Annotated in this window: 22 protein-coding genes; 10 read left to right on the top strand and 12 right to left on the bottom strand. The window is 43.8% G+C overall.

Annotated features, from left to right (window positions below; genetic code table 11):
- Nucleotides 1-55: 55 nt before the first annotated feature.
- Complete coding sequence (locus ACTCNA_RS09670; RefSeq protein ID WP_462947706.1) at nt 56-649, bottom strand: RNA polymerase sigma factor; 594 nt, start codon at nt 647-649, stop codon at nt 56-58.
- Nucleotides 650-809: 160 nt separating this feature from the next.
- Here ACTCNA_RS09670 and uvrA point away from each other — a divergent pair, with 160 nt between their 5' ends.
- The 9 genes from uvrA (at nt 810) to ACTCNA_RS09625 (ending at nt 12,942) form a co-directional block, all read left to right on the top strand.
- Nucleotides 810-3,617, top strand: a complete 2,808-nt coding sequence (uvrA, locus tag ACTCNA_RS09665; RefSeq protein WP_462947705.1) for an excinuclease ABC subunit UvrA — start codon at nt 810-812, stop codon at nt 3,615-3,617.
- Complete coding sequence (locus tag ACTCNA_RS09660) at nt 3,575-3,865, top strand: pirin family protein (protein WP_462947716.1); 291 nt, start codon at nt 3,575-3,577, stop codon at nt 3,863-3,865. The genes uvrA and ACTCNA_RS09660 overlap by 43 nt, the downstream gene beginning before the upstream one ends.
- A gap of 73 nt (nt 3,866-3,938) precedes the next feature.
- Complete coding sequence (locus ACTCNA_RS09655) at nt 3,939-6,101, top strand: P1 family peptidase (protein ID WP_462947704.1); 2,163 nt, start codon at nt 3,939-3,941, stop codon at nt 6,099-6,101.
- Between the two features lie 50 nt (nt 6,102-6,151).
- Nucleotides 6,152-7,165 carry a histone deacetylase family protein gene (locus ACTCNA_RS09650; protein ID WP_462947703.1) on the top strand — a complete coding sequence of 338 codons (1,014 nt, stop codon included), beginning with the start codon at nt 6,152-6,154 and terminating at the stop codon, nt 7,163-7,165.
- Between the two features lie 149 nt (nt 7,166-7,314).
- A complete protein-coding gene (locus ACTCNA_RS09645) occupies nt 7,315-7,560 on the top strand; it encodes a hypothetical protein (protein ID WP_462947702.1) in 246 nt (81 codons plus the stop codon).
- 104 nt (nt 7,561-7,664) lie between these two features.
- Nucleotides 7,665-8,792 (top strand): Gfo/Idh/MocA family protein, encoded by a 1,128-nt coding sequence (locus tag ACTCNA_RS09640; protein WP_462947701.1) that lies wholly within the window; start codon nt 7,665-7,667, stop codon nt 8,790-8,792.
- 202 nt (nt 8,793-8,994) lie between these two features.
- Complete coding sequence (locus ACTCNA_RS09635; protein WP_462947700.1) at nt 8,995-10,353, top strand: sulfatase family protein; 1,359 nt, start codon at nt 8,995-8,997, stop codon at nt 10,351-10,353.
- Between the two features lie 77 nt (nt 10,354-10,430).
- On the top strand, nt 10,431-11,657 hold the full coding sequence (locus ACTCNA_RS09630; protein WP_462947699.1) for a dicarboxylate/amino acid:cation symporter: 1,227 nt from the start codon (nt 10,431-10,433) through the stop codon (nt 11,655-11,657).
- A gap of 103 nt (nt 11,658-11,760) precedes the next feature.
- Nucleotides 11,761-12,942, top strand: coding sequence for a serine hydrolase domain-containing protein (locus ACTCNA_RS09625; protein WP_462947698.1), 1,182 nt, complete (start codon nt 11,761-11,763; stop codon nt 12,940-12,942).
- A gap of 36 nt (nt 12,943-12,978) precedes the next feature.
- On the opposite strand, the gene ftsY is transcribed toward ACTCNA_RS09625, so the two are convergent.
- From ftsY to rpmB, 4 genes are all read right to left on the bottom strand, one after another.
- Complete coding sequence (gene ftsY / locus ACTCNA_RS09620) at nt 12,979-13,935, bottom strand: signal recognition particle-docking protein FtsY (RefSeq protein WP_462947697.1); 957 nt, start codon at nt 13,933-13,935, stop codon at nt 12,979-12,981.
- A gap of 124 nt (nt 13,936-14,059) precedes the next feature.
- Complete coding sequence (locus ACTCNA_RS09615; RefSeq protein WP_073165262.1) at nt 14,060-14,212, bottom strand: DUF4295 domain-containing protein; 153 nt, start codon at nt 14,210-14,212, stop codon at nt 14,060-14,062.
- Between the two features lie 9 nt (nt 14,213-14,221).
- Nucleotides 14,222-14,410, bottom strand: coding sequence for a 50S ribosomal protein L33 (gene rpmG / locus ACTCNA_RS09610; RefSeq protein WP_073165265.1), 189 nt, complete (start codon nt 14,408-14,410; stop codon nt 14,222-14,224).
- 12 nt (nt 14,411-14,422) lie between these two features.
- Nucleotides 14,423-14,665 carry a 50S ribosomal protein L28 gene (gene rpmB / locus ACTCNA_RS09605; protein WP_462947696.1) on the bottom strand — a complete coding sequence of 81 codons (243 nt, stop codon included), beginning with the start codon at nt 14,663-14,665 and terminating at the stop codon, nt 14,423-14,425.
- A gap of 225 nt (nt 14,666-14,890) precedes the next feature.
- Between rpmB and ACTCNA_RS09600 the strand changes: the two genes are divergently transcribed.
- Complete coding sequence (locus tag ACTCNA_RS09600; RefSeq protein WP_462947695.1) at nt 14,891-15,373, top strand: DUF456 domain-containing protein; 483 nt, start codon at nt 14,891-14,893, stop codon at nt 15,371-15,373.
- Between the two features lie 84 nt (nt 15,374-15,457).
- On the opposite strand, the gene ACTCNA_RS09595 is transcribed toward ACTCNA_RS09600, so the two are convergent.
- The 7 genes from ACTCNA_RS09595 to ACTCNA_RS09565 form a co-directional block, all read right to left on the bottom strand.
- Entirely contained in the window at nt 15,458-15,862 is a 405-nt protein-coding gene (locus ACTCNA_RS09595) for a HEPN domain-containing protein (RefSeq protein ID WP_462947694.1), read from the bottom strand.
- On the bottom strand, nt 15,859-16,179 hold the full coding sequence (locus ACTCNA_RS09590) for a nucleotidyltransferase domain-containing protein (protein ID WP_462947693.1): 321 nt from the start codon (nt 16,177-16,179) through the stop codon (nt 15,859-15,861). Before ACTCNA_RS09590 ends, ACTCNA_RS09595 begins: the two co-directional genes overlap by 4 nt.
- Before the next feature lie 776 nt (nt 16,180-16,955).
- Nucleotides 16,956-18,287, bottom strand: coding sequence for a glycoside hydrolase family 28 protein (locus ACTCNA_RS09585; RefSeq protein WP_462947692.1), 1,332 nt, complete (start codon nt 18,285-18,287; stop codon nt 16,956-16,958).
- A 247-nt stretch (nt 18,288-18,534) separates the two neighbouring features.
- The gene (locus ACTCNA_RS09580; RefSeq protein WP_462947691.1) at nt 18,535-19,935 is read right to left on the bottom strand and encodes a hypothetical protein; all 1,401 of its coding nucleotides are present in this window, start codon (nt 19,933-19,935) and stop codon (nt 18,535-18,537) included.
- Between the two features lie 5 nt (nt 19,936-19,940).
- A complete protein-coding gene (locus ACTCNA_RS09575; RefSeq protein ID WP_462947690.1) occupies nt 19,941-21,920 on the bottom strand; it encodes an FG-GAP repeat domain-containing protein in 1,980 nt (659 codons plus the stop codon).
- A gap of 86 nt (nt 21,921-22,006) precedes the next feature.
- Nucleotides 22,007-23,101: a sialidase family protein gene (locus ACTCNA_RS09570; protein WP_462947689.1), complete on the bottom strand. Its 1,095-nt coding sequence runs from the start codon at nt 23,099-23,101 to the stop codon at nt 22,007-22,009.
- A gap of 39 nt (nt 23,102-23,140) precedes the next feature.
- On the bottom strand, nt 23,141-23,494 hold the full coding sequence (locus ACTCNA_RS09565) for a DUF1349 domain-containing protein (RefSeq protein WP_462947688.1): 354 nt from the start codon (nt 23,492-23,494) through the stop codon (nt 23,141-23,143).
- Nucleotides 23,495-23,570: the final 76 nt, after the last annotated feature.

Below are 23,570 nucleotides of genomic sequence, written 5' to 3'. Positions count from 1 at the left end.
AAATAATTATTTGTTTTAGAACGCCCTGCATCTGCCAATATTGTGTTAACAAAAGTTAAAACCTTGTGAGGCTCAGATTTTTTTCACGTATCAATTTCCGAAGATTAATCAGGGCATAGCGCATTCGTCCCAATGCGGTATTGATACTCACTCCCGTCTGGTCGGCAATTTCCTTAAAACTCAGTCCCTGATAATGCCGCATGTAAATAACCTGCTGCTGATCTTCAGGAAGTTCTTTTATCAGATATTTAACCTCGCTCAGTATCTGGTTAGTTACAATCTGATCTTCGATGGTGTCTTCCGAAAATTTTTGTGAATTGAAAATATCAGCTTCCATACTGTCGTTGGAAACTGTTCCCTGAAGTTTTTCTTTTCTGAAATGATCGATTATCAAATTGTGAGCAATCCGCAACACCCAGGAAACAAACTTTCCGTTCTCCACATATTTTCCACGTTTCAGCGAACGAATTACTTTTATAAAGGTTTCCTGGAACACATCTTCTGCCAGTTCCTGATTTTTCACAATCAGCAGGATATACGAATAAACCCTGCTTTTATGGCGGTGAATTAAAATTTCGAGTGAATTTTGATCACCTTCGATAAACCGTTGAACGAGCTCATTGTCGTTCAGTGCATTTGTTCTGAACATTACCTTCTATTTATTTTAAATAAAAAAGTAAAGTTTATCGATAGGCGTATTCTTTTAAGTTAGAGTAAAACTATTTTGTAATTTTGCACGGGTAAAAATGAAACATTTTACGGAGATATACAAGTTTTTCAACCAATTTTATTGAATTTTCAATTCCAATATGTTAAAAAACAGAAGGACACAGTCCATTGAAATAAAAAAAGCAAGGGTTCATAATTTAAAGAATATCAGCTTAACTATTCCACTGAATAAGTTTATTGTTGTCACCGGTGTGTCCGGGTCGGGCAAATCATCCCTGGCTTTCGACACCCTGTTTGCCGAGGGCCAGCGACGTTATGTGGAAAGTCTTTCTTCCTATGCACGCCAATTTTTAGGGCGCATCAACAAACCGGAAGTAGATTTTATAAAAGGAATTCCACCGGCCATTGCCATCGAGCAAAAGGTAAACACCCGCAACCCGCGTTCTACTGTTGGAACATCAACTGAAATTTACGACTATCTCAAATTATTGTATGCCCGGGTGGGAAGAACCATTTCGCCGGTTTCAGGAAAAGAAGTGAAAAGACACAGTGTGACCGATGTGGTGGATTATATTTTTTCCCATCCTGAAGGAACGCGGTTTATGATTCTTTCGCCGCTGAAAACCCAAAAGGGCCGGCCCCTGCTAAAAGAAGCTGAGTTGCTTATGCAACAGGGGTTTTCGCGCCTCGAGGTAAATGATGAAATTAAGCGGATTGATGAGCTGGTGAAGGCTGGAGAGGAAAATTTTTGTAAAGGAAACTGCAATGTGGTAATCGACCGCGTGGCAGTGGCTGATGATGAAGATACGCAAAGCCGGGTGGCCGATTCGGTTCAAACTGCTTTTTATGAAGGACTGGGTGAGTGCATTGTAAAAGTTTTTGAAAATAAAAAGGTAAGTGACTCCCGTAAATTTTCCAATCTTTTTGAAACCGACGGGATGAAATTCGAAGAACCTTCTGTTCATCTTTTCAGTTTCAACAACCCGGTTGGTGCCTGCCCTACCTGCGAGGGCTACGGAAAAGTTATCGGTATCGATGAAGACTTGGTCATCCCCAACAAGTCGCTGTCCATTTACCAGGATGCCATTGCCTGCTGGCGCGGTGAAAAAATGGGCGAATGGAAAAAGCAGCTAATTTATTCTGCCGAAAAATTCAACTTCCCTATCCACAAACCCTATTATGAACTCACAGAAGAGCAGCGAAAATTACTCTGGACCGGCAACCGCTATTTCAAAGGATTAAACCGGTTTTTCAAGTACCTTGAAGAAAAAACCTACAAAATTCAATACCGGGTCATGCTATCGCGCTACCGCGGCAAAACCACCTGCCCCGAGTGTAACGGCTCCCGCCTGAAAAAAGAAGCCGGTTACGTGAAAGTGGCCGAAAAATCAATACAGGAACTCGTACTCATGCCGGTGTCGGAGTTACGCACATTTTTCAATGAACTTCGACTGGATGAGCACGATCAGGCCATAGCCAAACGCATCCTCATTGAAATCAACAGCCGGCTGACATTTCTGTGCGATGTGGGATTGGGCTACCTCACCTTAAACCGTTTGTCGTCGTCTCTTTCAGGCGGTGAATCGCAACGTATTAACCTGGCCACCTCGCTGGGCAGCAGCCTGGTGGGTTCGCTTTACATTTTGGATGAACCCAGTATCGGTTTGCACTCACGCGATACGCAGCGGTTAATTAAAGTTTTAAAGAGGCTGCAAAAAATCGGCAATACCGTTTTTGTGGTAGAACACGATGAAGAGATTATCCGCGCAGCCGACCAGATAATTGACATCGGACCTTTTGCAGGCCAGCATGGCGGCGAAGTGGTTTTTCAGGGGACACATGAGGAACTGAAGAAAAAACCGGAAAGCCTAACCACCAAATACCTGACCGGAGTTGAAAAAATTGAAATCCCAAAACAGCGGCGCAAGTGGAGCAATTTCATCGAAATTCTCGGTGCCAGGGAAAATAACCTGAAAAACGTGAATGTCAGGTTTCCGCTGAATACGCTCACCGTGGTCACCGGCGTAAGCGGCTCAGGCAAATCGTCGCTGGTCTCAAAAATCCTGTTCCCTGCTCTCACCAAAATCCTTGGCGGCTACGGCGAACGAACCGGCCAACACGATGCCGTTAAAGGCGATTTCAAAATGCTTTCGTCCATCCAATTTATCGATCAAAATCCGATAGGAAAATCATCTCGTTCCAACCCGGTAACTTACCTGAAAGCGTACGACGAAATCCGTAAACTTTATTCCAGTCAGCAGGCTGCCAAAATTCAGGGACTGAAACCGTCGCACTTTTCATTTAACGTGGATGGGGGACGATGCGACGAATGCCAGGGCGAGGGAACCATTAAAGTGGAAATGCAGTTTCTGGCCGATGTGTATTTGGTTTGCGAAAGTTGCGGCGGTAAACGTTTTAAAGAAGAAATTCTGGATGTTCAATACAAGGGAAACAACATCGACGATATTTTGAACCTTACCGTAAACCAGGCAGTGGAACTGTTTGAAAAAGGAAAATCATCAACCGAAAAGAAAATTACCAAACGACTGAAACCATTGCAGGATGTCGGCCTGGGTTACATAAAACTCGGACAATCGTCGAGCACGCTTTCCGGGGGTGAAAGCCAGCGTGTGAAACTGGCCTCCTTTTTGGCGCACGAAAAAGATACCCCCACCCTTTTCATTTTTGATGAACCCACAACCGGCCTGCATTTCCATGACATCCGAAAACTGCTCGATTCATTCAGTGCTTTAATTTCAAGAGGACATTCGATTGTCATTATTGAACACAACCTCGAAATTATAAAATCAGCCGACTGGGTTATCGACCTCGGTCCCGAAGGTGGTGACAAAGGTGGTGAGCTTGTATTTGCAGGCACTCCGGAATACCTGGTTAATCAGGAAAAATCCTACACCGCCAGGGCTTTAAAAGAAAAATTGTTATCTTAACAATCCGTAAAACTCAAAAATTCGAAACCGTAACTGTTGTTTTGAATGGATTTGTTGATCATTCCGATTCCCACGGGGCAGCAGGAAGGTACGGCAACGGCGATGTACAGTGGATGACTGCCTGCTCCGGGTTGCAACATGCCGAAATGTTTCCGCTGCTGAAAAAAGATGAAGAAAATCCGCTGGAACTGTTTCAGATATGGCTGAAAGCATTAGCTAAATCTAATCCTATTCAAAAAAAGTCGTAATTTTAAACAGGCTCAGTACAGAAGCAATATGCTTTAAATAAATAACCATAAAAATTAATCAGGAGGCCTGTTTATGAGAATTACAATTGCATACAATCTCCGCACCGACGACACCGAAGCAACTGCCGAACTCCTTACGGAGGAAGACATTAAACGCATATCCAATACCATTGGAAGCCTTCAACACACCGTTACGGTGGTGGAGGTTTCGGGCAAACCAAACGCCGTAGTGGAACATCTCATTGAAAGCGAACCCGACCTGGTTTTTAACCTGGCCGAAGGAACCATCGGCAGTTCGCGGGAAGCTTTTTATCCCGGGTTGTACGAACAAATGGGGATTCCGTTTACGGGTGGAAATGCTTCGCTGCTCCACCTCAACCTCGACAAACATCTTGCAAAAACGGTGCTGGCATCGCGGGGAATAAACGTTCCCAAAGGTGTGCTGATTACAGAAAAAGAGCGAAATATTCCTGCTGATTTACGCTATCCGCTCATTATAAAACCCAACTCTGAAGGCTCGAGCAAAGGAATACAACAAGACTCGGTGGTTGAGAATGCGGAACAGGCAGCCAAACGAATCAACAATCTGCTAAACCATTATCCTGCCGGTTTGGTTGTTGAAGAATTTATTGAAGGACGGGAACTGAGCGTTCCGTTTATTGAAAGCTTCCCGGGGAAATTGCTCGATATCGTGGAACACACTTTCGACCTGGAAAAAATCGGCGGAAAATACAACATCTACGATTACGATATGAAACAGGGTGGCGAAGCTGCCAAATCGGTAAAAGTTGTTTGCCCGGCGCATATCAGTCACCTCGAAGAAAAGGCAGTGATAAACATGGCCCGCCAGGTTTTCGATATCATGTCGTGCCCCGACATGGGCAGGGTTGACATCCGGTTGCATACCAGCGGAGAACCCTATTTTATCGAACTCAACCCGCTGCCCAGCCTTCATCCCGATGCTTCGCTCATGAAGGCAGCCAGTTCGCGTGGCCTCGGGTTTCGGGATGTTATGCGGTTGATCATTCGCTCTGCGGCACGTCGTTATGGTATCCCGCTGAGAAGCCCCAGACAATTGAAAAAAGAGGATCTGGAAACAGACACATCGCGCCCAACAGCCCGCGAACTGGGCATTCAGATAGGCCGGATGCGATCGGGTGTGCAAAATGCCATTACCGATGTTAAAGGCGTTCGTGTGGGTCATTTTTCGCGAATAGAAGATAATATTCAAATTCCTTCGGGAACCGAAACCGGAGTTGTACGGACAGGAGTTACGGCAATAATGCCGGCCGGACAAACCTATGCCAACCGGCTGGCTTCCGGTGGTTTTATCCTGAACGGAGTGGGCGAAATGGCCGGCCTCACGCAGGTGTTGGAAACCGGCTGGCTCGAAACACCTGTGCTCCTCACCAATTCGCACTCTGTTGGTCGTGTCCATGCGGGAGTCATCAACCACATGATAAAAAAATACCCAAAGCTCGGTACAGAAACCGATGTAGTTTTGCCGGTAGTTGGAGAAGCTGACGACTCCTTCCTGAACGATGTGCGTGTAGGAAACTGTTCATCGCAGGATGTTGTCAGGGCCATTGAAGCGGCCACTCCAGGGGCAGTTGTACAGGGTTCGGTTGGTGCCGGAACAGGCATGACAAGTTTCGATTTTGCAGGCGGCATCGGAACTGCATCGCGTATTTTGGATTTTCCGGAAGGAAAGACCTATACGGTTGGCGTACTGGTGCTTTCCAATTTTGGTAAAATGCGCAATTTAACTATCGACGGGGGCGTTATTGGCCGGCAGCTCGACATGGAGTTCGAACAGCAGGGGCGCAGGGTTTCATCCGACGGATCAGTGATTGTGGTGATTGCCACTGATATTCCGCTCATCAGCAGCCAGCTTAACCGGATTTCCAAACGGGCAGCGCTCGGGCTTGGCCGAACCGGTTCGTATGCCGCATCAACCAGTGGTGAAATTATTATCGCGTTCAGCACAAGTAACCGAAAACCCCGGCAGGCAAGCGACAACAGCCGGTTTATCACGCTAAAAAGTATTTCCGACGTGTATATTAATCCGGTGTACGAAGCCGTTATGGAAGCAACAGAAGAAGCAGTAATCAATGCCATTTTCTGTTCCAGCGGAATGAGCGGACGCGAACAGCGGTGGTGCCCGCCAATCCCGCACGAACGTGTAATAGAACTGCTGAACAAAGGAAAAACAATTCAGAAAAAAAGGCACAAATAAAATTTCGAAACGAGAAATTCTTTCTTCATCAAAAAAATAACTGACTTCGAATGAAAGTAATTGAAAAATACAACGACAGCCTGCACAATCCGTATTGGAAATATCAGCTCGGGCCAGAGGCCTACGAAGTAAAAGACACTCCGCAGCGGGTTGAAGAAATAAAAAAAGCTTTGCGTACTGATGAACGGTTTGAATTTATCACCGCGCAAACGTTTCCCGAGAGGTTAATCGCGAAATTGCACCCCTACCACGACTATATTTACAACACCTCCCAATCGCTGAAAGACGACAAGGAAGAATTTTATCCGGATCTGTTTCCGGGCGAGGGGGCACATCTTAAAAAAAAGGCTGATTCGCCGCTTTGGGGCGGGATTTGGTGTACCGATGCAGTTACCCCCATCAAAAAAAGAACTTACGAGGTGGCACGCGCTTCGGCAGAAACTGCTTTAACCGGCGCTCAACTTCTGCGCGAAGGCAAAGAGCATGCTGTTTATGCTTTATGCCGCCCATCGGGGCATCATGCCGGCCCGCGTGTTTTTGGCGGTTATTGCTATTTTAACAACGCTGCTACCGCTGCCGAATACCTGCTTCCTTCAGGCAAAGTTGCCATTGTGGATATCGACTATCATCACGGCAACGGAACACAGGAATTTTTCGATGAAATAAAATCGGTGTTCACCTCATCCATTCATGGTAATCCCGAATTTGAGTATCCCTATTTCTGGGGCTATCCCGAAGAAAAAGGAAAAGGTCAGGCCATTGGCACCAACCATAACGAACCTTTACCTGCCGGGACACAGCTTAAAGAATACATCCAGGCGCTGGAACGAATCCTGGATCAAATTCAAAATTTCAATCCTGCCTACCTCATCATTTCTGCAGGGTTCGATACCCATGAAACCGACCCCATAGGCAGTTTCAGCTTGAAAACTGAAGACTACACCCAAATCGGAAGGCAGTTCAAATCACTTGGGTTGCCCACCTTGATTTGCCAGGAAGGCGGTTATAATCTGAATGTTATTGGAGAATGTGTAAAAAATTTCCTTGTGGGATTTCTCGATTAGCCTAAATAAAAATACATTTTAGTATTTTTATTGGGGTTACTTCTTGTCTTTCAGCTCCTGATTCACTAAATTGAAGAAAATTCAATTTTATAAAAGATGGAAAAATTGATACATTCCTGTATGACAATCTGCCTAATGAATTTTACGATTTGATACGAAGTATCGATCGCGGAATTAACGACAAAGAAGCCAAACGACTGGTGAGGCGGCTTTCGAAGGCAGCCAACGAAAAAATCGACATCCCTTACATACCCGAGTTTGCCGAAAAAATTGCCCTCCGTTTTGTGATCGGCATGGTTGAAAAGCAGCCCGCAAAAAACTCAACTTCGAAAAAGTTCGTGCTGAATCGGACAAAATGGTTGTTCCGGATTCAGATGAAAATATTGAAAGTATAGTTGAAATTTAATCCGGAAAAAATTCATAAATACCCAGTCCTTTTTTACTTCCCGGTGAAATTGACTATTTTGGTTGAATTAATTAAAACCAGAAATTCATTCCAATGAAACCAAAATTCAATATCGCCATTTTGGGCTGCGGAAAAGTGGCCCACCTGCACGCCAAAGCCATAAAAAACCGGCCAAATGCAAATCTAACAGCTGTTTGGAGCCGCACAACCGAAACAGCCCAAAAATTTGCTGAGCAATACAATACAACAGCTTTTGTATCAATTTCTGAAATGATCAAAAAAGCTTCGGTCGATTTGGCAATTGTTTGCACCCCGCACCCGTTTCACCGCGAACCAACAATTGAAGCCGCAAAAGCCGGTGCGCATGTACTGGTTGAAAAACCGCTGGCATCAACACTCGAAGACTGCGACGCGATGATAAATGCCTGTAATGCGGCAGGCGTGAAACTCGGGGTCATAAGTCAGCGGAGGTGGTACGCCCCGGTGTTGCGTGTAAAAAATGCCATCGATGCCGGTAAAATTGGCAAACCGGTATTCGGTACCATCAACATGCTGGGCTGGCGCGATAAGAGCTACTACGATGCCGATGCCTGGCGCGGCACCTGGAAAATGGAAGGCGGCGGAGTGCTGGTAAACCAGGCGCCCCATCAATTAGATATTCTGCTTTGGTACATGGGCGAAATCGATGAAGTTTACGGATTGTGGAAAAACCTGAACCACCCATACATTGAAGTGGAAGACACAGCGGTGGCAATTGTAATGTTCAAAAATGGCGGCATCGGAAACATTATTGTCAGTAATTCGCAAAAACCCGGAATTTACGGAAAAGTACAGGTGCATGGCGAAAACGGGGCATCAGTTGGCGTTCAGACCGACGGCGGGGCCATGTTCGTGGCAGGTATGTCGAATGTTTTGGAACCTCCGGTAAATGATTTGTGGACAGTGCCGGGAGAAGAAGATCAGCTTGAAAAATGGGTGAAAGAAGACTCCGATCTTTTTAATTCCATCGACCCGACAGTTTTTTATATGGAGAAGCAGATTGAAGATTTTTTGCAGGCCATTGAAACGAACACTCAGCCGATGGTAACCGGCGAAGATGGTCGCAAAACCGTGGAACTTTTCACAGCCATTTACCGCTCTACCCGCGACAATGCACCGGTTAAATTCCCGCTAAAAACTGAAAACAAACCGGATATGGACGGGAGACTGGCCGGTTTATAACGTGACCTGTCCGCTGGAAATATAGCCAACATGCGCCTTGCCAACAATCGGTAAAAAACCAAGCCAACAAATAAACAAGAATCGCAAAACAAAACATTTCCAACTTTACCTGCAGAAAAAAAATCAGCTAATTTATTTCAAAAAGTATCCCTTTCAGCGACATTTTATTTAATTTTAGGGGAGAAAATCGAACCATTAAATTATGCTGAATACTTTTAAAATTTTGTTGCTCTTAACCTGTATAAGCTCTTTTTCATTGGGGTACAGCAATCCCCCTTTGTCGGGAAAAAGCACACCGCAACCCAATATCGTTTTAATTATGGTTGATGACCTGGGATACGGCGACTTATCAGTAAACGGTGGCGAAGATATTTATACACCGCATATTGATAAGCTGTTTAAAAACGGTATGACGTTCACCAACTTTTACGCCAATTCCACAGTTTGCTCTCCCACCAGGGCCAGCCTGCTGACCGGACGGTATCCTGATTTGGCAGGAGTGCCGGGAGTAATCAGGACACATGAAAATAACAGTTGGGGATATTTTAACGAAAACCTCCCCACCCTTCCGCAAATGATGAAAAAAGCCGGTTACCGGACAGCAATGGTGGGCAAATGGCACCTGGGACTGGAATCGCCTAACCTGCCCAACGAGCGGGGATTCGATTTTTTTCATGGTTTCCTGGGTGATATGATGGACGATTATGAAACCCACCTCAGGCACGGCATAAATTATATGCGCATGAACGAAAAAGAGATTGAACCGGAAGGCCACGCCACCGATCTCTTTTCCGACTGGGCCATCGATTACATCAAATTACAACAAAGCAACAATACCCCCTTTTTTATATACTTGGCCTACAACGCCCCGCATTTCCCCATTCAGCCCCCCGAAGAGTGGCTTGAAAAGGTTAAGGACCGCGAACCTGAACTTTCTGATCTGCGGGCTAAAAATGTAGCTTTTGTTGAACATCTCGATGATGGAATCGGCCGGGTAGTGAAAGCCCTCAATGAGTTCAAACTTATGAAAAATACACTCATTATTTTCACGTCCGATAACGGAGGGCACCTCCCCAGCGGAGCTTCAAACGGAAACTTGAGGGGCGGCAAACAGGATATGTACGAAGGAGGCATTAAAGTGCCCACCTGCTTTGTTTGGAAAGATGGCATCAAACCGGGAACGAAAACCGAAAACCTGGGACTGACCATGGACATTTTTCCGACCCTTTGTGAAATTACAGGAAGCGAAATCAACCATGAAACAGACGGCATAAGCCTTTACCGCACATTAATGGGAAATTCGCAGGTAACCGACAACCGTGTGGTTTATTTCATGCGGAGAGAGGGCGGAAATTATGGAGGCCTGTGTTACTATGCCGTCAGACAAGGACAGTATAAACTGGTTCAGAATACACCTTTTGAGCCTTTCCAACTATTCAATCTGGATACGGATTCCAGGGAACAAATACCCTTGCTGCCGTCATCCGAAAAATTTTCAGAGCTGAGGTACCGCTTGTCGCAACACATTCGCGAAGCCGGGAAAATTCCATGGCAAAAGTAAATGTGGGCCAGAATTTGCCAAATCTGTTAAAAAAGCTAATTTAGCAACCCTCAAAAAAATCTGTAAAACCTACTGGTGTGAAAATAGTTAAGATCAAACTTCACTGGCAAATTCTAATCGCCCTCGTTTTAGCAGTTTTATTCGGATATTATGTTCCCCAGGGAGTACAATATGTTTCATGGGTGGGCTATATTTTTCTGCGTGCCTTAAAGATGATAATTATCCCACTGGTTTTCAGCTCCATTATTAGTGGTGTTTCCAGCATTGGAGGCGGAAAAAACATAGGAAGACTCGGCATTAAAACACTTTTCTACTATTTATCAACCAGCACTTTGGCCATTGTTACAGGATTAACAGTGGTGAATCTGGTTAAACCCGGTGTGGGTGTCGATTTGGGATTATCCAAATCAGTAGAAGGACTGGAAGAGCATGCCGGTTCGGTCAGAGATATTTTTTACAGGCTGATTCCCGACAATGTAATCGATGCGATGGCTCGCGGCGAAATCCTTCCTGTTATCTTTTTTGCCATTCTTTTTGGTTATTTCATAACACAGGTTGGAAAGAAATACAAAGAATCGCTCTCCACGTTTTTCGATGCCATGTTTGAAGTGATGATGAAACTAACCCTATTCATCATCCGTTTTACCCCGCTTGGAATTTTCGGAATTGTTTCGGCCGAAGTGGCACGCAACTCCGAAGATTTGGCCAGCGTTGCCGGCAGCCTGGCCATTTACAGCCTCTGCGTGGTTGCTGCATTGCTGTTTCATGCATTTGTTACGCTTCCCGTAATCGTGCGCGTGGTTGGCAAAGCACGTCCGTTCAGGCATTTAAAAAATATGGCAACACCGCTGCTCACCGCATTTTCAACCTCTTCGTCAAGTGCCACGCTTCCGTTAACAATGGATGCGCTGGAACACAACAGCGGCGTTTCCAATAAAGTTACAAGTTTCACTTTACCCCTTGGAGCCACCATCAACATGGACGGAACGGCCCTTTATGAATGTGTGGCAGCTATGTTCATCGCCCAGGCTTATGGTGTCGATTTAACTTTCGGGCAACAAATACTGGTGGTTATTACTGCACTGCTGGCATCAATAGGTGCAGCCGGAATTCCAATGGCCGGGCTGGTAATGATTACCGTGGTTTTGTCGGCAGTCGGGCTTCCGCTTGAAGGCATCGGCCTGATCCTGGCAGTGGATCGAATCCTCGATATGCTGCGCACTTCAGTCAATGTTTGGAGCGACAGCTGCGGGGCGGTAACCATTGCACGTTCGGAAAATGAAGAAACCAGCGTTGCCGTTTGAAAGGAATCTCAGGTTAACAAGAAATTTTAACTTTTTTAAGATTTCTGATTTCCCGAAATATTTATTTTTGCGAAAATTTCAGCAACCGAAAAAATAAAAAATAATGAGCGTAAAAAAATTATCTAAACTGCTATTTCTGCTTGTCATTCTGTTTAGTTCCACTCAGTGCAAAAAAAACAACGATGACATTCATTATAACCGAAATTACATCGACGAAATTGAAGCAGCCCGGGAAAAACTTGTTTTCTTTTTAAGAACGAATTTTGTACCGGGAGGGACATTTGCCATTGCCAAAGAGGGTGAAATTATATACTCCGAAGGAATGGGACTGGCCTCGAAAGACCTTGAGGTACCCGTTACCCGGAATACCAAATTCAGAATTGGTGAACTTTCCGAGCTGTTTACCAATCTGATTTTTTACCGCATGGTAAAAGAGGGCTTGCTGCATCCCGATTCCACCATTCAAAATTACTACCCCGCTTTTCCCGAAAAACAATACCCGCTTCCTTTGCATCACCTTGTTCAGCAAACATCGGGATTGCGAGCGCCCACCATTAACGAGCGCGAGCAAACGGCCTTTAACCTGAGCCTGCAAAGAGGGATTGAATTATTCAGCAACGACTCACTTGCTGCCAAACCCGGATGGTACCAAACGCCCAACATGTTCAACTACAACCTGCTGGGAGCCGCCATGGAAAAGGTTTCCGGCAAAAGATTCCACAATCTTTTGAAAGCGTATGTTACCGACACACTAAATCTTTCAAACACCTTGGTTGACAATCTGTTTGCTACCATAAAAGGCCGCACCAGTTTTTACGACCACAACTATATTTCGCAGGTTGTTAACGCCACTTCCAAAGATTTACATTTTCGTGCGCCCTCGCAGGGAATCCTCTCCAATGCCGAGGACCTTGTGAAGTTTGGCAATGCAATGCTCTTTTCCGACTATTTTACAGAAATTATTGACGATAATTTTTTTGAATCAATTCCACTTTACAACAATATTCCCTCGCAAATGACCAACGGCTGGATGTTGATGACCGACACCAGCGGCCGTACCATTTATGGCAAAAGCGGAACAGTTACCGGGGGCACTGCTGCAATTCTGGTTTATCCAGACGAGAAACTGGTAATTGCAGCTGTTGTAAACCTTACAGGGCTAACCAATCAACTGCCTGTTTTCGACATGGCCCAACCATTTTTAGAAGAACAGGAAGACAGCGCACAAAATACCGGTGAGGAAGAAAGAGAACAGGCCAGGCCAGATTCAACATCTCAAAAATAAGTGCAAAAAATGGGGGTTTGCATAAAAAATTCTGAATCAATCTTCTGAGAAAAGCGATTCAACAAATTCCCTTCTTCTGAAAATCTGCAGGTGTTCCATTTTCTCACCAATCCCGATGTATTTTACAGGGATTTTAAACTGATCTGAAATTCCGATAACCACACCACCTTTGGCCGTACCGTCGAGTTTGGTAAGCGCCAGTGCGGTAACTTCGGTAGCTTTGGTAAATTGTTTGGCCTGCTCAAAAGCATTCTGCCCGGTTGAGCCGTCGAGGATCAGCAGCACTTCATGTGGCGCACCGGGAACAATGCGAGCCATCACTTTTTTAATTTTTGACAGCTCATTCATCAGGTTCACTTTGTTATGCAGACGACCGGCAGTATCGATAATCACAACATCAGCATTTTTTGATTTGGCTGAGGAAACCGCATCGAAGGCAACTGACGCGGGGTCGGAGCCCATTTTTTGTTTCACAAGGGGAACATCAACGCGTTGCGCCCAAATTTCGAGCTGCTCAATGGCGGCAGCCCTGAAGGTATCGGAAGCTCCGAGAACAACTGATTTACCGGCTTGTTTGAACTGGTAAGCCAATTTGCCAATGGTTGTGGTTTTACCTACCCCGTTTACGCCCACAACCATAATCACATAAGGTTTTTCAGTTTCAGGAATATCAAAATCCGACACATCTCCGGAATTGTTCTCATCGAGCAAGGCAGCAATTTCTTCCTTTAAAATGGAGTTCAACTCATCAATGCCCATGTATTTATCGCGGGCAACACGCGCTTCAATCCGTTCAATAATTTTCAGGGTGGTATCAACGCCCACATCCGAGGTAATCAATACTTCTTCAAGGTTATCGAGTACCTCATCGTCCACTTTTGATTTTCCTACGACAGCACGTCCGAGTTTTTTAAAAACGCTTTCCTTGGTTTTTGAAAGGCCTTTATCGAGGTTTTCTTTTTTATTCCTGGTAAAACTTCCGAATATTCCCATGATTGTTTTATTTGAAAGGGCTAAAAATAGTAAATATTTCTTTTTTGGGGGAGTGAGGCATCAGAATAAAAAAAAGCTTCCACCAGTTGATGAAAGCTTTTTTTGTGTGTAAAAACCTGTTACACTATTTTTTAAAATAATCTTTTACCTCGTCGTTGGTAATAACTTCTTCTTTAAACATGTATCCGCCGGTTTCGGGTGATTTAATCATTTTAATCACTTTTGAATGGCCTTTACCGGCACCTTTCTGTAATGTTGCAACCGCTTTCTTTGCCATAACTTATTACTATTTTATTTCTTTATGAACTGTAACTTTTTTCAATACAGGATTATACTTTTTCAACTCGAGCCTTTCGGTAGTATTTTTCCTGTTTTTGGTTGTAATGTAACGTGAGGTTCCCGGCATACCGCTGTTTTTATGCTCGGTGCACTCCAATATAACCTGAATCCTGTTGCCTTTACCTTTTTTTGCCATTTCCCAAAGTCTTTAAATTTTTTCAATAAAACCTTTTTCCTGTGCTTCCCGAAGTGCGGCTTTTACACCTTTTTTATTAATTGTGCGGATTCCTGCAGCCGAAACTGTTAGTTCAATCCAACGATTTTCTTCAGGATAGTAAAATTTCTTTTTAAACAGGTTAACATTAAACTTCCTTTTAACCCTGCGTTTCGAGTGGGAAACTGTGTTGCCCACCATTGCTCTTTTACCTGTTATCTGACAAACTCGTGACATTTTTATATAATTTCTTGATGTACAAACAAACACGTTATTTTAACGGCTTGCAAAGAAAGTACTTTTTTAATAAATAATCAAGTTGTAGTGCAAATTTTTCCACAAACATTTAACATTAAATTGTAAACCACATGCTTTTGACGGTATTTACGAAATGAAGAAGTTGGCCAATATGCACATCATTTCAAAACTCTCACTATTTTAGCGGCAAAAATAGAAATTTAAATGGATTATCTGTTAATTGTTTTGGGCGCGCTGTTTATTATAGGCGGGATTTCAGGAGGCGTTTTACCTGTTTTGCCCGGTCCGCCACTGAGTTACATTGGGTTACTGCTACTTCATTTTACTGAAAAATACCAGTTCGAAACCCGCTTTTTAATTATCTGGCTCATTGAGGCTGCTGTAGTTACCGTAGCCGATTATTTTATTCCGGTTTGGGGAACCAAGCGGTATGGTGGCAGCAAACAGGGAATTTGGGGCAGCATCATCGGGCTCGTCATTGGTTTGTTCTTTTTCCCGCCCTTCGGAATTATTATCGGTCCGTTTCTTGGTGCCATTGCCGGAGAACTTGTCGCGGGCAAAGATTCAGGCTCAGCCCTGAAATCCGGTTTTGGATCGTTCATGGGCTTCCTTTTGGGCACACTCATGAAACTGATTGCATCCGGCCTGATGGCGTGGCATTTTGGCAAAGAGTTGTTTTTGGGTTAAAACGGATTTTACTTTAACAAAGCTCAGTCATTCAGTGAGATAAGCTGACAGACAGGAGGTTGTGTGAGTAAAATCCATTTAAATTTACCTCGGGTACAAATTGTTCAAAACTCTCACAATCTCCTCTATAAATATTTGTGAAGCAGGAAATAAACGAAGAACCGTTTCTTCATCATAATCGTAAAAATCGTTATAATCTCCTTTATGTCTTTTCTCGGAAAGTTCAGTAAATAGTTTTGCTAAATTCCTGTCAATTTTACCAGTTTTAACAAAGTGTTCTCCAAACTTTTGACGAACTCCTGAATGACTTGAAACTTCAATCCCTGATTTAATCAACAAAGCAGAAACAGCATAAAAACAAGCATAATACATTCTGTTTATGGCTGTGTTCCAAAATCTGTTTTCAATGTGTGTCTGTACTTCCTGAATGGTTTCTTTTGACCTCTCAATTCGGTATTTGACATAGTCTTCCGGCGTATAATCTGTCATAACAGCCTACCCTCCTTCATTACATTCTGATAGAAAGGTGTTACTTTATATTTTGAGTTCCATTCCTTTTCGCTGTAAACCATCGGGCTGATTACCTCTCCGGTATCAAATTCAAGGTCATAAAGAGGATAAGTAATTTCCTTTTCGGTTTCTGTTGTAATGTTGTCTTTGTTGAGCAAAATCAGCAAATCCCAATCGGAATCATCTTTTGCAGTACCACGGGAACGTGAACCATAAAGATATATTTTTGCCGAAGGTTCTTTGTCTTTGACAATTCTTTTAATCCGATTTAATATTTTAGTATCAGAAGTTTTCATACTCCAAATCCTTTTTACGCATAAAGCAAATATAGTGATTTTTGGTTTGTTTTGCGGCTATAAGTTTTTGGCTGTCCGGGAAAGTTTTCGGGCAACTACAGGTCACAACTGCAATATCCGGACTTCCCTTGATGAAATCACCTGTGACATTTTTGTGTAAGAAGTGTTGAAAATACTTTCCTGTCAAGATACGATGAACTTGATGCTAGGTAAAAAGCCCGAATACGCTACACCCCCCGCCATTACTTATACACGATTATAGCCAGTGGTTATTCTGACTTAACCCAAGTTGTTAAGAATATTTTATAAATCGCTGATAATTAATTATATACCGGCACATGTTTATTTTCGGGTACTACAGATTTTGTATTTCTACTATTATCAATGGTTTCAAAGAACAATAACAAAAACAATCGCACTTTATTTAGAATGATTATAAATAATGGTTTTTCGGGTACTACAGACATAATTAAAAATAATAAAACACTATATATTAATTATTTATGTTATTTATAATTAATATTTGTACTGATTATCAGTGTTTTAGCCATGTGCTTGAAATTAGCTATTCGTGCATTTTTCTCAACTTGGGTTAAAACGGATTTTACTTTAACAAAGCTCAGTTATTCAGTGAGATAAGTTGACAGCCAGGAGGTTGTGTAAGTAAAATCCGGTGAAAGAGGCAAACATCATCCCGAAGGAATAGTAAATGAAAGGCAACCCCAGCCCAACGGCCTGGATGAGCCCCGATATTCAGCATATTGCGTTTGTCATAGTCAATCAATATTTATTTGGTTCAACTTTAAGTTTTCAATATGGGTAATGACCGAATGTTCCTTGCAATTTTTAACCGAAATATTGTTGAGTTCGACATCCCGGATGGGCATTTCGGGGAGTCCCTGCATACTAATTGCCCTTACGTGCGCCACGTTGCAGTTCAGGTTTTCAATATGGATATTTTCGAATAACGACGGATAGTTGCCGCCACTGTAGCTGTGGTACTGATTTGTAAAACTGATACAAGTTTGTGTGGTGTCAATCTGAATTCCTTTTATGACGACATTTTTGATATATCCGCCCCGGTCTTTGTTCGATTTAAACTGAAGGCCGTACTTTCTGACCTTCCTGAAAACCAGGTTTTCAACAAACACATTTTCGATTCCGCCGGAGAGTTCGCTGCCGAATGAAATTCCATGCAGGCAATTGTCGGAAAAGCTGTTGCGGACTACTATATTTTTGCTTGGTTTGTTCACCCGCCAGCCATCCTGGTCGCGGCCCGACTTAATGGCCACAAAATCATCGCCAGTGTTAAATCGGCAATTTTCAATCAACACATCTACAGAAGAATCGATGTCAACGCCATCGTTGTTAATAAATTTGCTTTCGACCGAAACATTGCGGATGGTTACATTACGGCAATAGGCAGGCTGAATCAGCCAAAAAGAGCCATCAGTTACCGTAATTCCTTCCAGCAAAATATTTTCACACTGAACAAGATGAATCAGTTGAGGCCTTAGAAAACTTCCTTCACCAAAAATCCGTTCTTCCACGGGCACACCGGTACGCCCCATTTCGCGTAGTTTGTTCTGATCGTCTTTCTGGCGGCTTCTCCAGTTCCGGAAACTGTTTTCGGCCAAACCGTTTCCGTCGATTACACCTTTCCCGGTGATGGCTATATTTTCAACGCCCTTTGCGTAAATGAACGGAGAGTAATTAAATGCTTCGGTGCCTTCCCAGCGCACAAAAACCACCGGCAGGTAATCTTCAGGATTTTGGCCGAAAACAAGGCGGACACCCTCTTCGAGATGCAGATTCACATTGTTTTGCAAAACTACGGGACCATTACAAAAATAGGTTCCCCGGGTTAAAATAATCTTCCCGCCACCTTCTTGAGAACACGTTTTAATCTTTTCATTGATCAAATCATTCCAGTCACCGTTTTTCAAATCTCCGGAATGAATTTCATAAACCAATCCGGGAAAACCAGGTTCGGAAATGTTTTCAAGAATCTGATCTATTTCTGAAATGCTTTTTGTGTTGTCTGTTTGCTGCGAAAATCCCGAAAGGAAAAATACTGTTAAAAAGAGACTTAGAAATACACATTTCATAATCAAAAATTATCTTTTGGTTTGACCCCGGAAATTTAATAATAAAATGGCGAATTTACTTATATGGATACCCACCAGGGGAGATCCCGTATTTTTCACCAGAAAAAAGATGACGATAAAATTAACATATAAATGATAGTTCAGGTGAAACTGCCCGGCAAGTGCACCTGTAACCAAGTAACTCATAATAATATATAACGCGAAATAGACGGCAAAAAAGCAACGAACGATAAAAATTGAATATGTTTCATTCCGTTAAAAATTTTTGATTCTTTTTAATATTGAATATAAACCAGGAAACAGCCATTGCATTAACAATAAAAAAGATATCCACAAAAAAACGGCCGCACACTGCCTCGCGAAAACTCATTCCGCTTACCGACAAACTTCCGGAAAGAAAAGCCAACCGAAGCAGTGAAACCGCAATGCACGACCAGATGAGCAGCATAAACAGGTTGACTGTACTGTTTTTTCTCCGGGAATAAATGGCGGTTAAAACGGCAACAACTGCAGTCATGAAAAACACCCAAAAAAAGTGCATGGTGAAAGGCACCCAGGGATTCAAATCAGGATAAAAATCGCGAATTAAATCGATGGCAGCATGACAAAACGTAAGCGTGATTCCAATTTGCCAGGCCATTCTGGGGAACCACATGATAACCAGAACGAAAATAAATCCGTAGAATGCATAGTTGACCATAACCCTGGCAATGCCCTGCACCACAAAAAGCCCAGGACCATCATTCACACTTCCTGCATCAACAAAGGATTCCAGTAAGTTGGGCCACAGCCAGTGCGTGAACACGGCAACAGCAAATAAAATTCCCAGTTCACCCGTAATTGATAAAGAATGTTTTTCAGAAATTTTATCCGCCTGATTATAGGATTGGATTTCTTTCCTGCTTTTCCAGGCCGCCCATCCCAACGAAGCGCCCAACAGCAGGCCAAAGGTAAATTCCATAGCTTTCCACCAGTCGCTGTAAATAACCTCAGGAAGATGACTTCCCAAAACCATCCAGAAACCTCCCAGTCCAAATCCCAGTCCGCCGCCAACCAGTCCGTAAAGGGCAAAACGCAGCAGCAATTTGAACTCTTCCTGTTTCAATTTGAATTTCAGATAAACGATGGTGGCCACAGCTCCAAACAATAGTGCAGCCCACGACTCGGCACGTGGTTTTGCCGGATCGGAAAAATAAAGCAACATCGGTTCATTCACCAGTTTGAACCCGAGAAAAAATCCGGCCAGCATCAGCAACAACGCGGAAATGATGATTCTTTTGGGTACGCGGTGGAACAAAAATCCCAGGGAAAGAACCGTGCCCCCCAGCAATCCCCAAACTGCTCCTTTCAGCGTGGTTCCGGCAGTTCCCCACCACACCGTGTCGGGATTTCGCAAAAAGCCGAGCGTTTGTCCGTAAGTCATTTCGCCACCAAGGCCAATTCCAAAAACCCCGAAAACAACTACAATGGACGTTGCCGCAGCGGGGAGTTTTAACAGCAGGGAAATACTCAGCGCCACCATGGCTCCGGGAATCATTGCCCCAAACGGGCCGCCGCCGATATGACCGCGCAAACCCCAACCCAGCATCATGGCCAGCGCAGGCAGTGCAATAAACATCCGTTGAGGCATGGTTTCACTTTTTATCATTTTGTTCATTTTTTCGGTTCTTGTGAAAAATAGTAAAAATGCCCGTCCTCGGCACCAAGCAGCAATTCCGGCAATTTGCCTTCCTCCCAATTCACGACGGTTGGAGAGGTGGTGTGCCCGGCAATTTTTTTATCAGACAAAGTTCCCCTGTGTCTGAAATACACTTTCCCATCTTCGGTTTTTTCATTCTCAAAAAGCGAGGCATTTACGCTGTTTACAATAAGGTCAAAATCACCGTCGCCATCCCAGTCGGCCAAACATAATTTACGGCGACCGCTTCCGCCGGCTTCCCTGTTATTCAGCCTGAGCAAACCGGGTGATTCATCCACTACATTATTTTTACTATCGAACACTGAGCCGTTAATCCCGTAAAAAATCCGTTGCCCCGGTTTTAACTTTCTGACTCCGTTCTCAAGGTACCGTTCGTAAAAACTAAGGTAACCTTCAGTGTCCAGCATAATCAGGTCGGTGAGGCCGTCCCTGTTCCAGTCGATGGCATAAGGTGTAGTTCGCCATTGTGTTATCAGATGGTTCTTTTCAGGGTTCCACCAGTTCCAGGCAGGTTTTGGCGGATTTCCCCCGAACTCGGCCTCGATGGGCCGGGCTTTTTCAAGTGCCGGTGCAGTTGGCGACCCCACATTTTTGTACCAAACTATTTTTCCAAAGATGGAATTGGCAATTATATCCAGGAGCCCGTCACCGTCCCAGTCGGCTACTGACAACGTAGTGTATCCCCATTTTCGTTCAGCCGGCCCCTGGATGGAACCGTTTTCTCCTGCCAAAATGCGTATAGTTTCTCCTTCGGCTTTCAGGTAAACCGGTTTGTTCCAGCTGGGATGATTTCCGTCGTCCAGGTTTTCGATAAACCCGATGTAGCCGGCAGAGTTACCGGTTATTAAATCCAAATCGCCATCATTGTCCCAATCGACGGCAAAAGGAGTAGCCAGTGCCCCAAACTTTACCAGGTCGGCTTGCTGCTGAAAATAGCGCGGTGATTTAAACACCGGCATCCGGTTCTTCACATCGCCTGTATTTTCAATGAAAGCAACCCTGCCGTCTTCGTCTCCAACAATCAGATCGGCATCTCCGTCTCTGTCCCAGTCAACCGCAACAGGCACAATCATCTGAAGGTCCATTTTAATTATTCCATTTTCATTTCCCAGGAATTTCCCTTCAGCATAAACCGGTTCATTTCGTGTTCCGGTATTTTCAAACCAGGTCAGCTTGTCTAAAAACTCACCACAAATCAAATCCAAATCGCCATCGTTGTCAAAATCCATGAAGTTGGGCGAAGGTGCTCCATACACGTCGATGGGGTTGCCACTTGCCTGAATTTTTCCGCGGTTCACATATTCACCCTCATTATTTTCAATAAAAAATACATAACCATGCAACGGGCCGTTGGTCCAGTTTCCCTGTTCGTCAAAGGCATTGTCCCAGCCGTAATCGCCCCAGTCGCTGATTCCTGCAATTAAATCCTGGTCGCCGTCACCGTTGTAATCCACATAATTCCACTGGCTGAAACGTATCTTTTTAAATTCTTTTTCTATTTCTTCTAATGGGAATAAATCAACCGGTTTACTGAACCCCTGCTCTGTAAAATTTTCATATTCCACTCCGCGCCCCAGCACTCTTGGTTCACTGTTCACAAAAGAAACCTGAAGGTTATTAATGCCTTTTTCAATCTTCTTCGGCGGGGCAAATACAGGCATTTTTTCTGTGTTTCCTGAGGTATTTTCAAAAAAGTAAGTTCCGTTAAATGGTGTGTCGGGACAAGAAACCAGCAAATCCATATCTCCGTCGTTGTCATAATCCATGGGCAGGGGCCAGGCCCACAAACCAACTCCCAAATCAACCACCAACCCCGAATGATTGTATTTCAGGAGTTCAAAATCACTGCCTGCTTCCTTCTGCTTTTCGGGTGATTGGCAACTCCAGAATAAAACAACAACCAAAAATGGGGTGACTGTCCTGAACTTCTTCATATTTTAAATTTTTACTTGTTAAAAATCAGTGCTATTTTACAAATATTCCGTCAAGGTCGATGCCAATTGCAGATCCCTCTTTCTCTTTATTCATCATCATAAGCTGTTCTTGACAGAAAAATAATGTGCCGGCCATTAAACTGCCAGTCCACATACTGAAAACCATGTTTTTCCACATCCGGATGTTCCAGCAGTATTTTATGTACCGTCCAGTTTTTCAGATCGGAAGAACTTTTTAGCACAAGCGTGTTACGCACTTTGGCTGCAAGTAAATGCGAAAACTCCTCTTTTACCATGTTGGCTATCATCCAGTACCTTTTACTTTTTTCGTCGTACCGGATTGAGAACTTTTTGGCGCCACCCACAAAGTCCATAAAACCCGTTTCGGGGTCAAATGTTGCTTTAGTCCCATCATTGCTGATATTGACAATTGCCGCCATGTCACGGCCCGGTTCAGAAGTTGCCACCCTTAAAATATCCACCACCTTTCCTTCCGGTGTTGCCACAACATTCCCTTCAAGCCAGCCGCCAAATTTCCCACCTAAATAAGTTGAATCGTAGCGCAGGTGATTTGTAGCTTTCCAGTTCTTGGAATTCAACAAATCGGAACCGACAGGTGCCGAAATAACCATAGCGCTGTACCTTTTTCCCCAGGCTTTGGTATCTGCTTTTGCATTTTCGATGGCATGCCACAAACGACCATTGTGTTTGATTACCGGCATGGGGGCAGTATGATATTCACCCTCCAGTAGCAAACCATTCTTGCTGTCTGTTGGTTCGCTCCACGTTACCCCGCCATCGGTTGATCGCCGGATAATAAAGTTTCCGTGGTGTTTCCAGGTACCCATAATGTACAACTCGTTTTGATGTACAAAAAGGTTGGACCAGAATTGCCCGTTGATTTCTGAAATTTTTTTCCATGATTTCCCTTGTTTGGTTGATTTGTAAACCGCAGTTACTGCCCGCTCATGCTCAGTTGAATTCGGGCCGAAATGGTCGTGCGAAGCTACATAATCGCCGTTTGGCAAAATGCAGATACTCGGAGAACCAATATACACACCAGTTTTTGAAGGAATGTGTTTGACAACTACCCCCGGGACTTTTAACGATTGAGCTTGTGAGGTGATGGAAACTATTAGCAAAGGGAGATAAACGGCAATAATAATAAAAGACTTAAACATGTTATTTTAGTTTATTGATTTTGATAATTCACAACCGGATCATTCACAAGGCCCAAGATAAAAATCGGAAAATACAGCTTTAAAACTTGATCTTTGCGGGCTGCAGGCATACACACCAATTCCGGCATCACGAAGCGGCTTGTGCAGGTGTAAAATCCGCATCTGCTTAAAACCTGAATCTTTTATAGCATATTCAATAAAAACATCCTGACCTTTCAGGCTCAACCTGTAGCTCATTTCGTTAACGGGAAAAGGAATATCGATAGTTGCCCAGTCGGAATAGCCCAGGTTGGTAACCACCGACCCCAGCCGGGCAAACTGATCATTTTCGTGTTCCACCGAAGCTTTTACCCAGTTCTCATCATCGATGTAAAGGGCACCTCTAAAAACCATCTTCTGTTAGAGTAGTTATACTTACAAATCGTTTCATTGACATTCAATTAGTTTGGTCGGTGCTGTATTTTTCTAT

This window comes from Tangfeifania sp., from assembly GCF_055108615.1.
The sequence above is the reverse complement of the archived record's forward strand: the minus strand, read 5'-3'. Positions and strand labels throughout refer to the sequence as shown.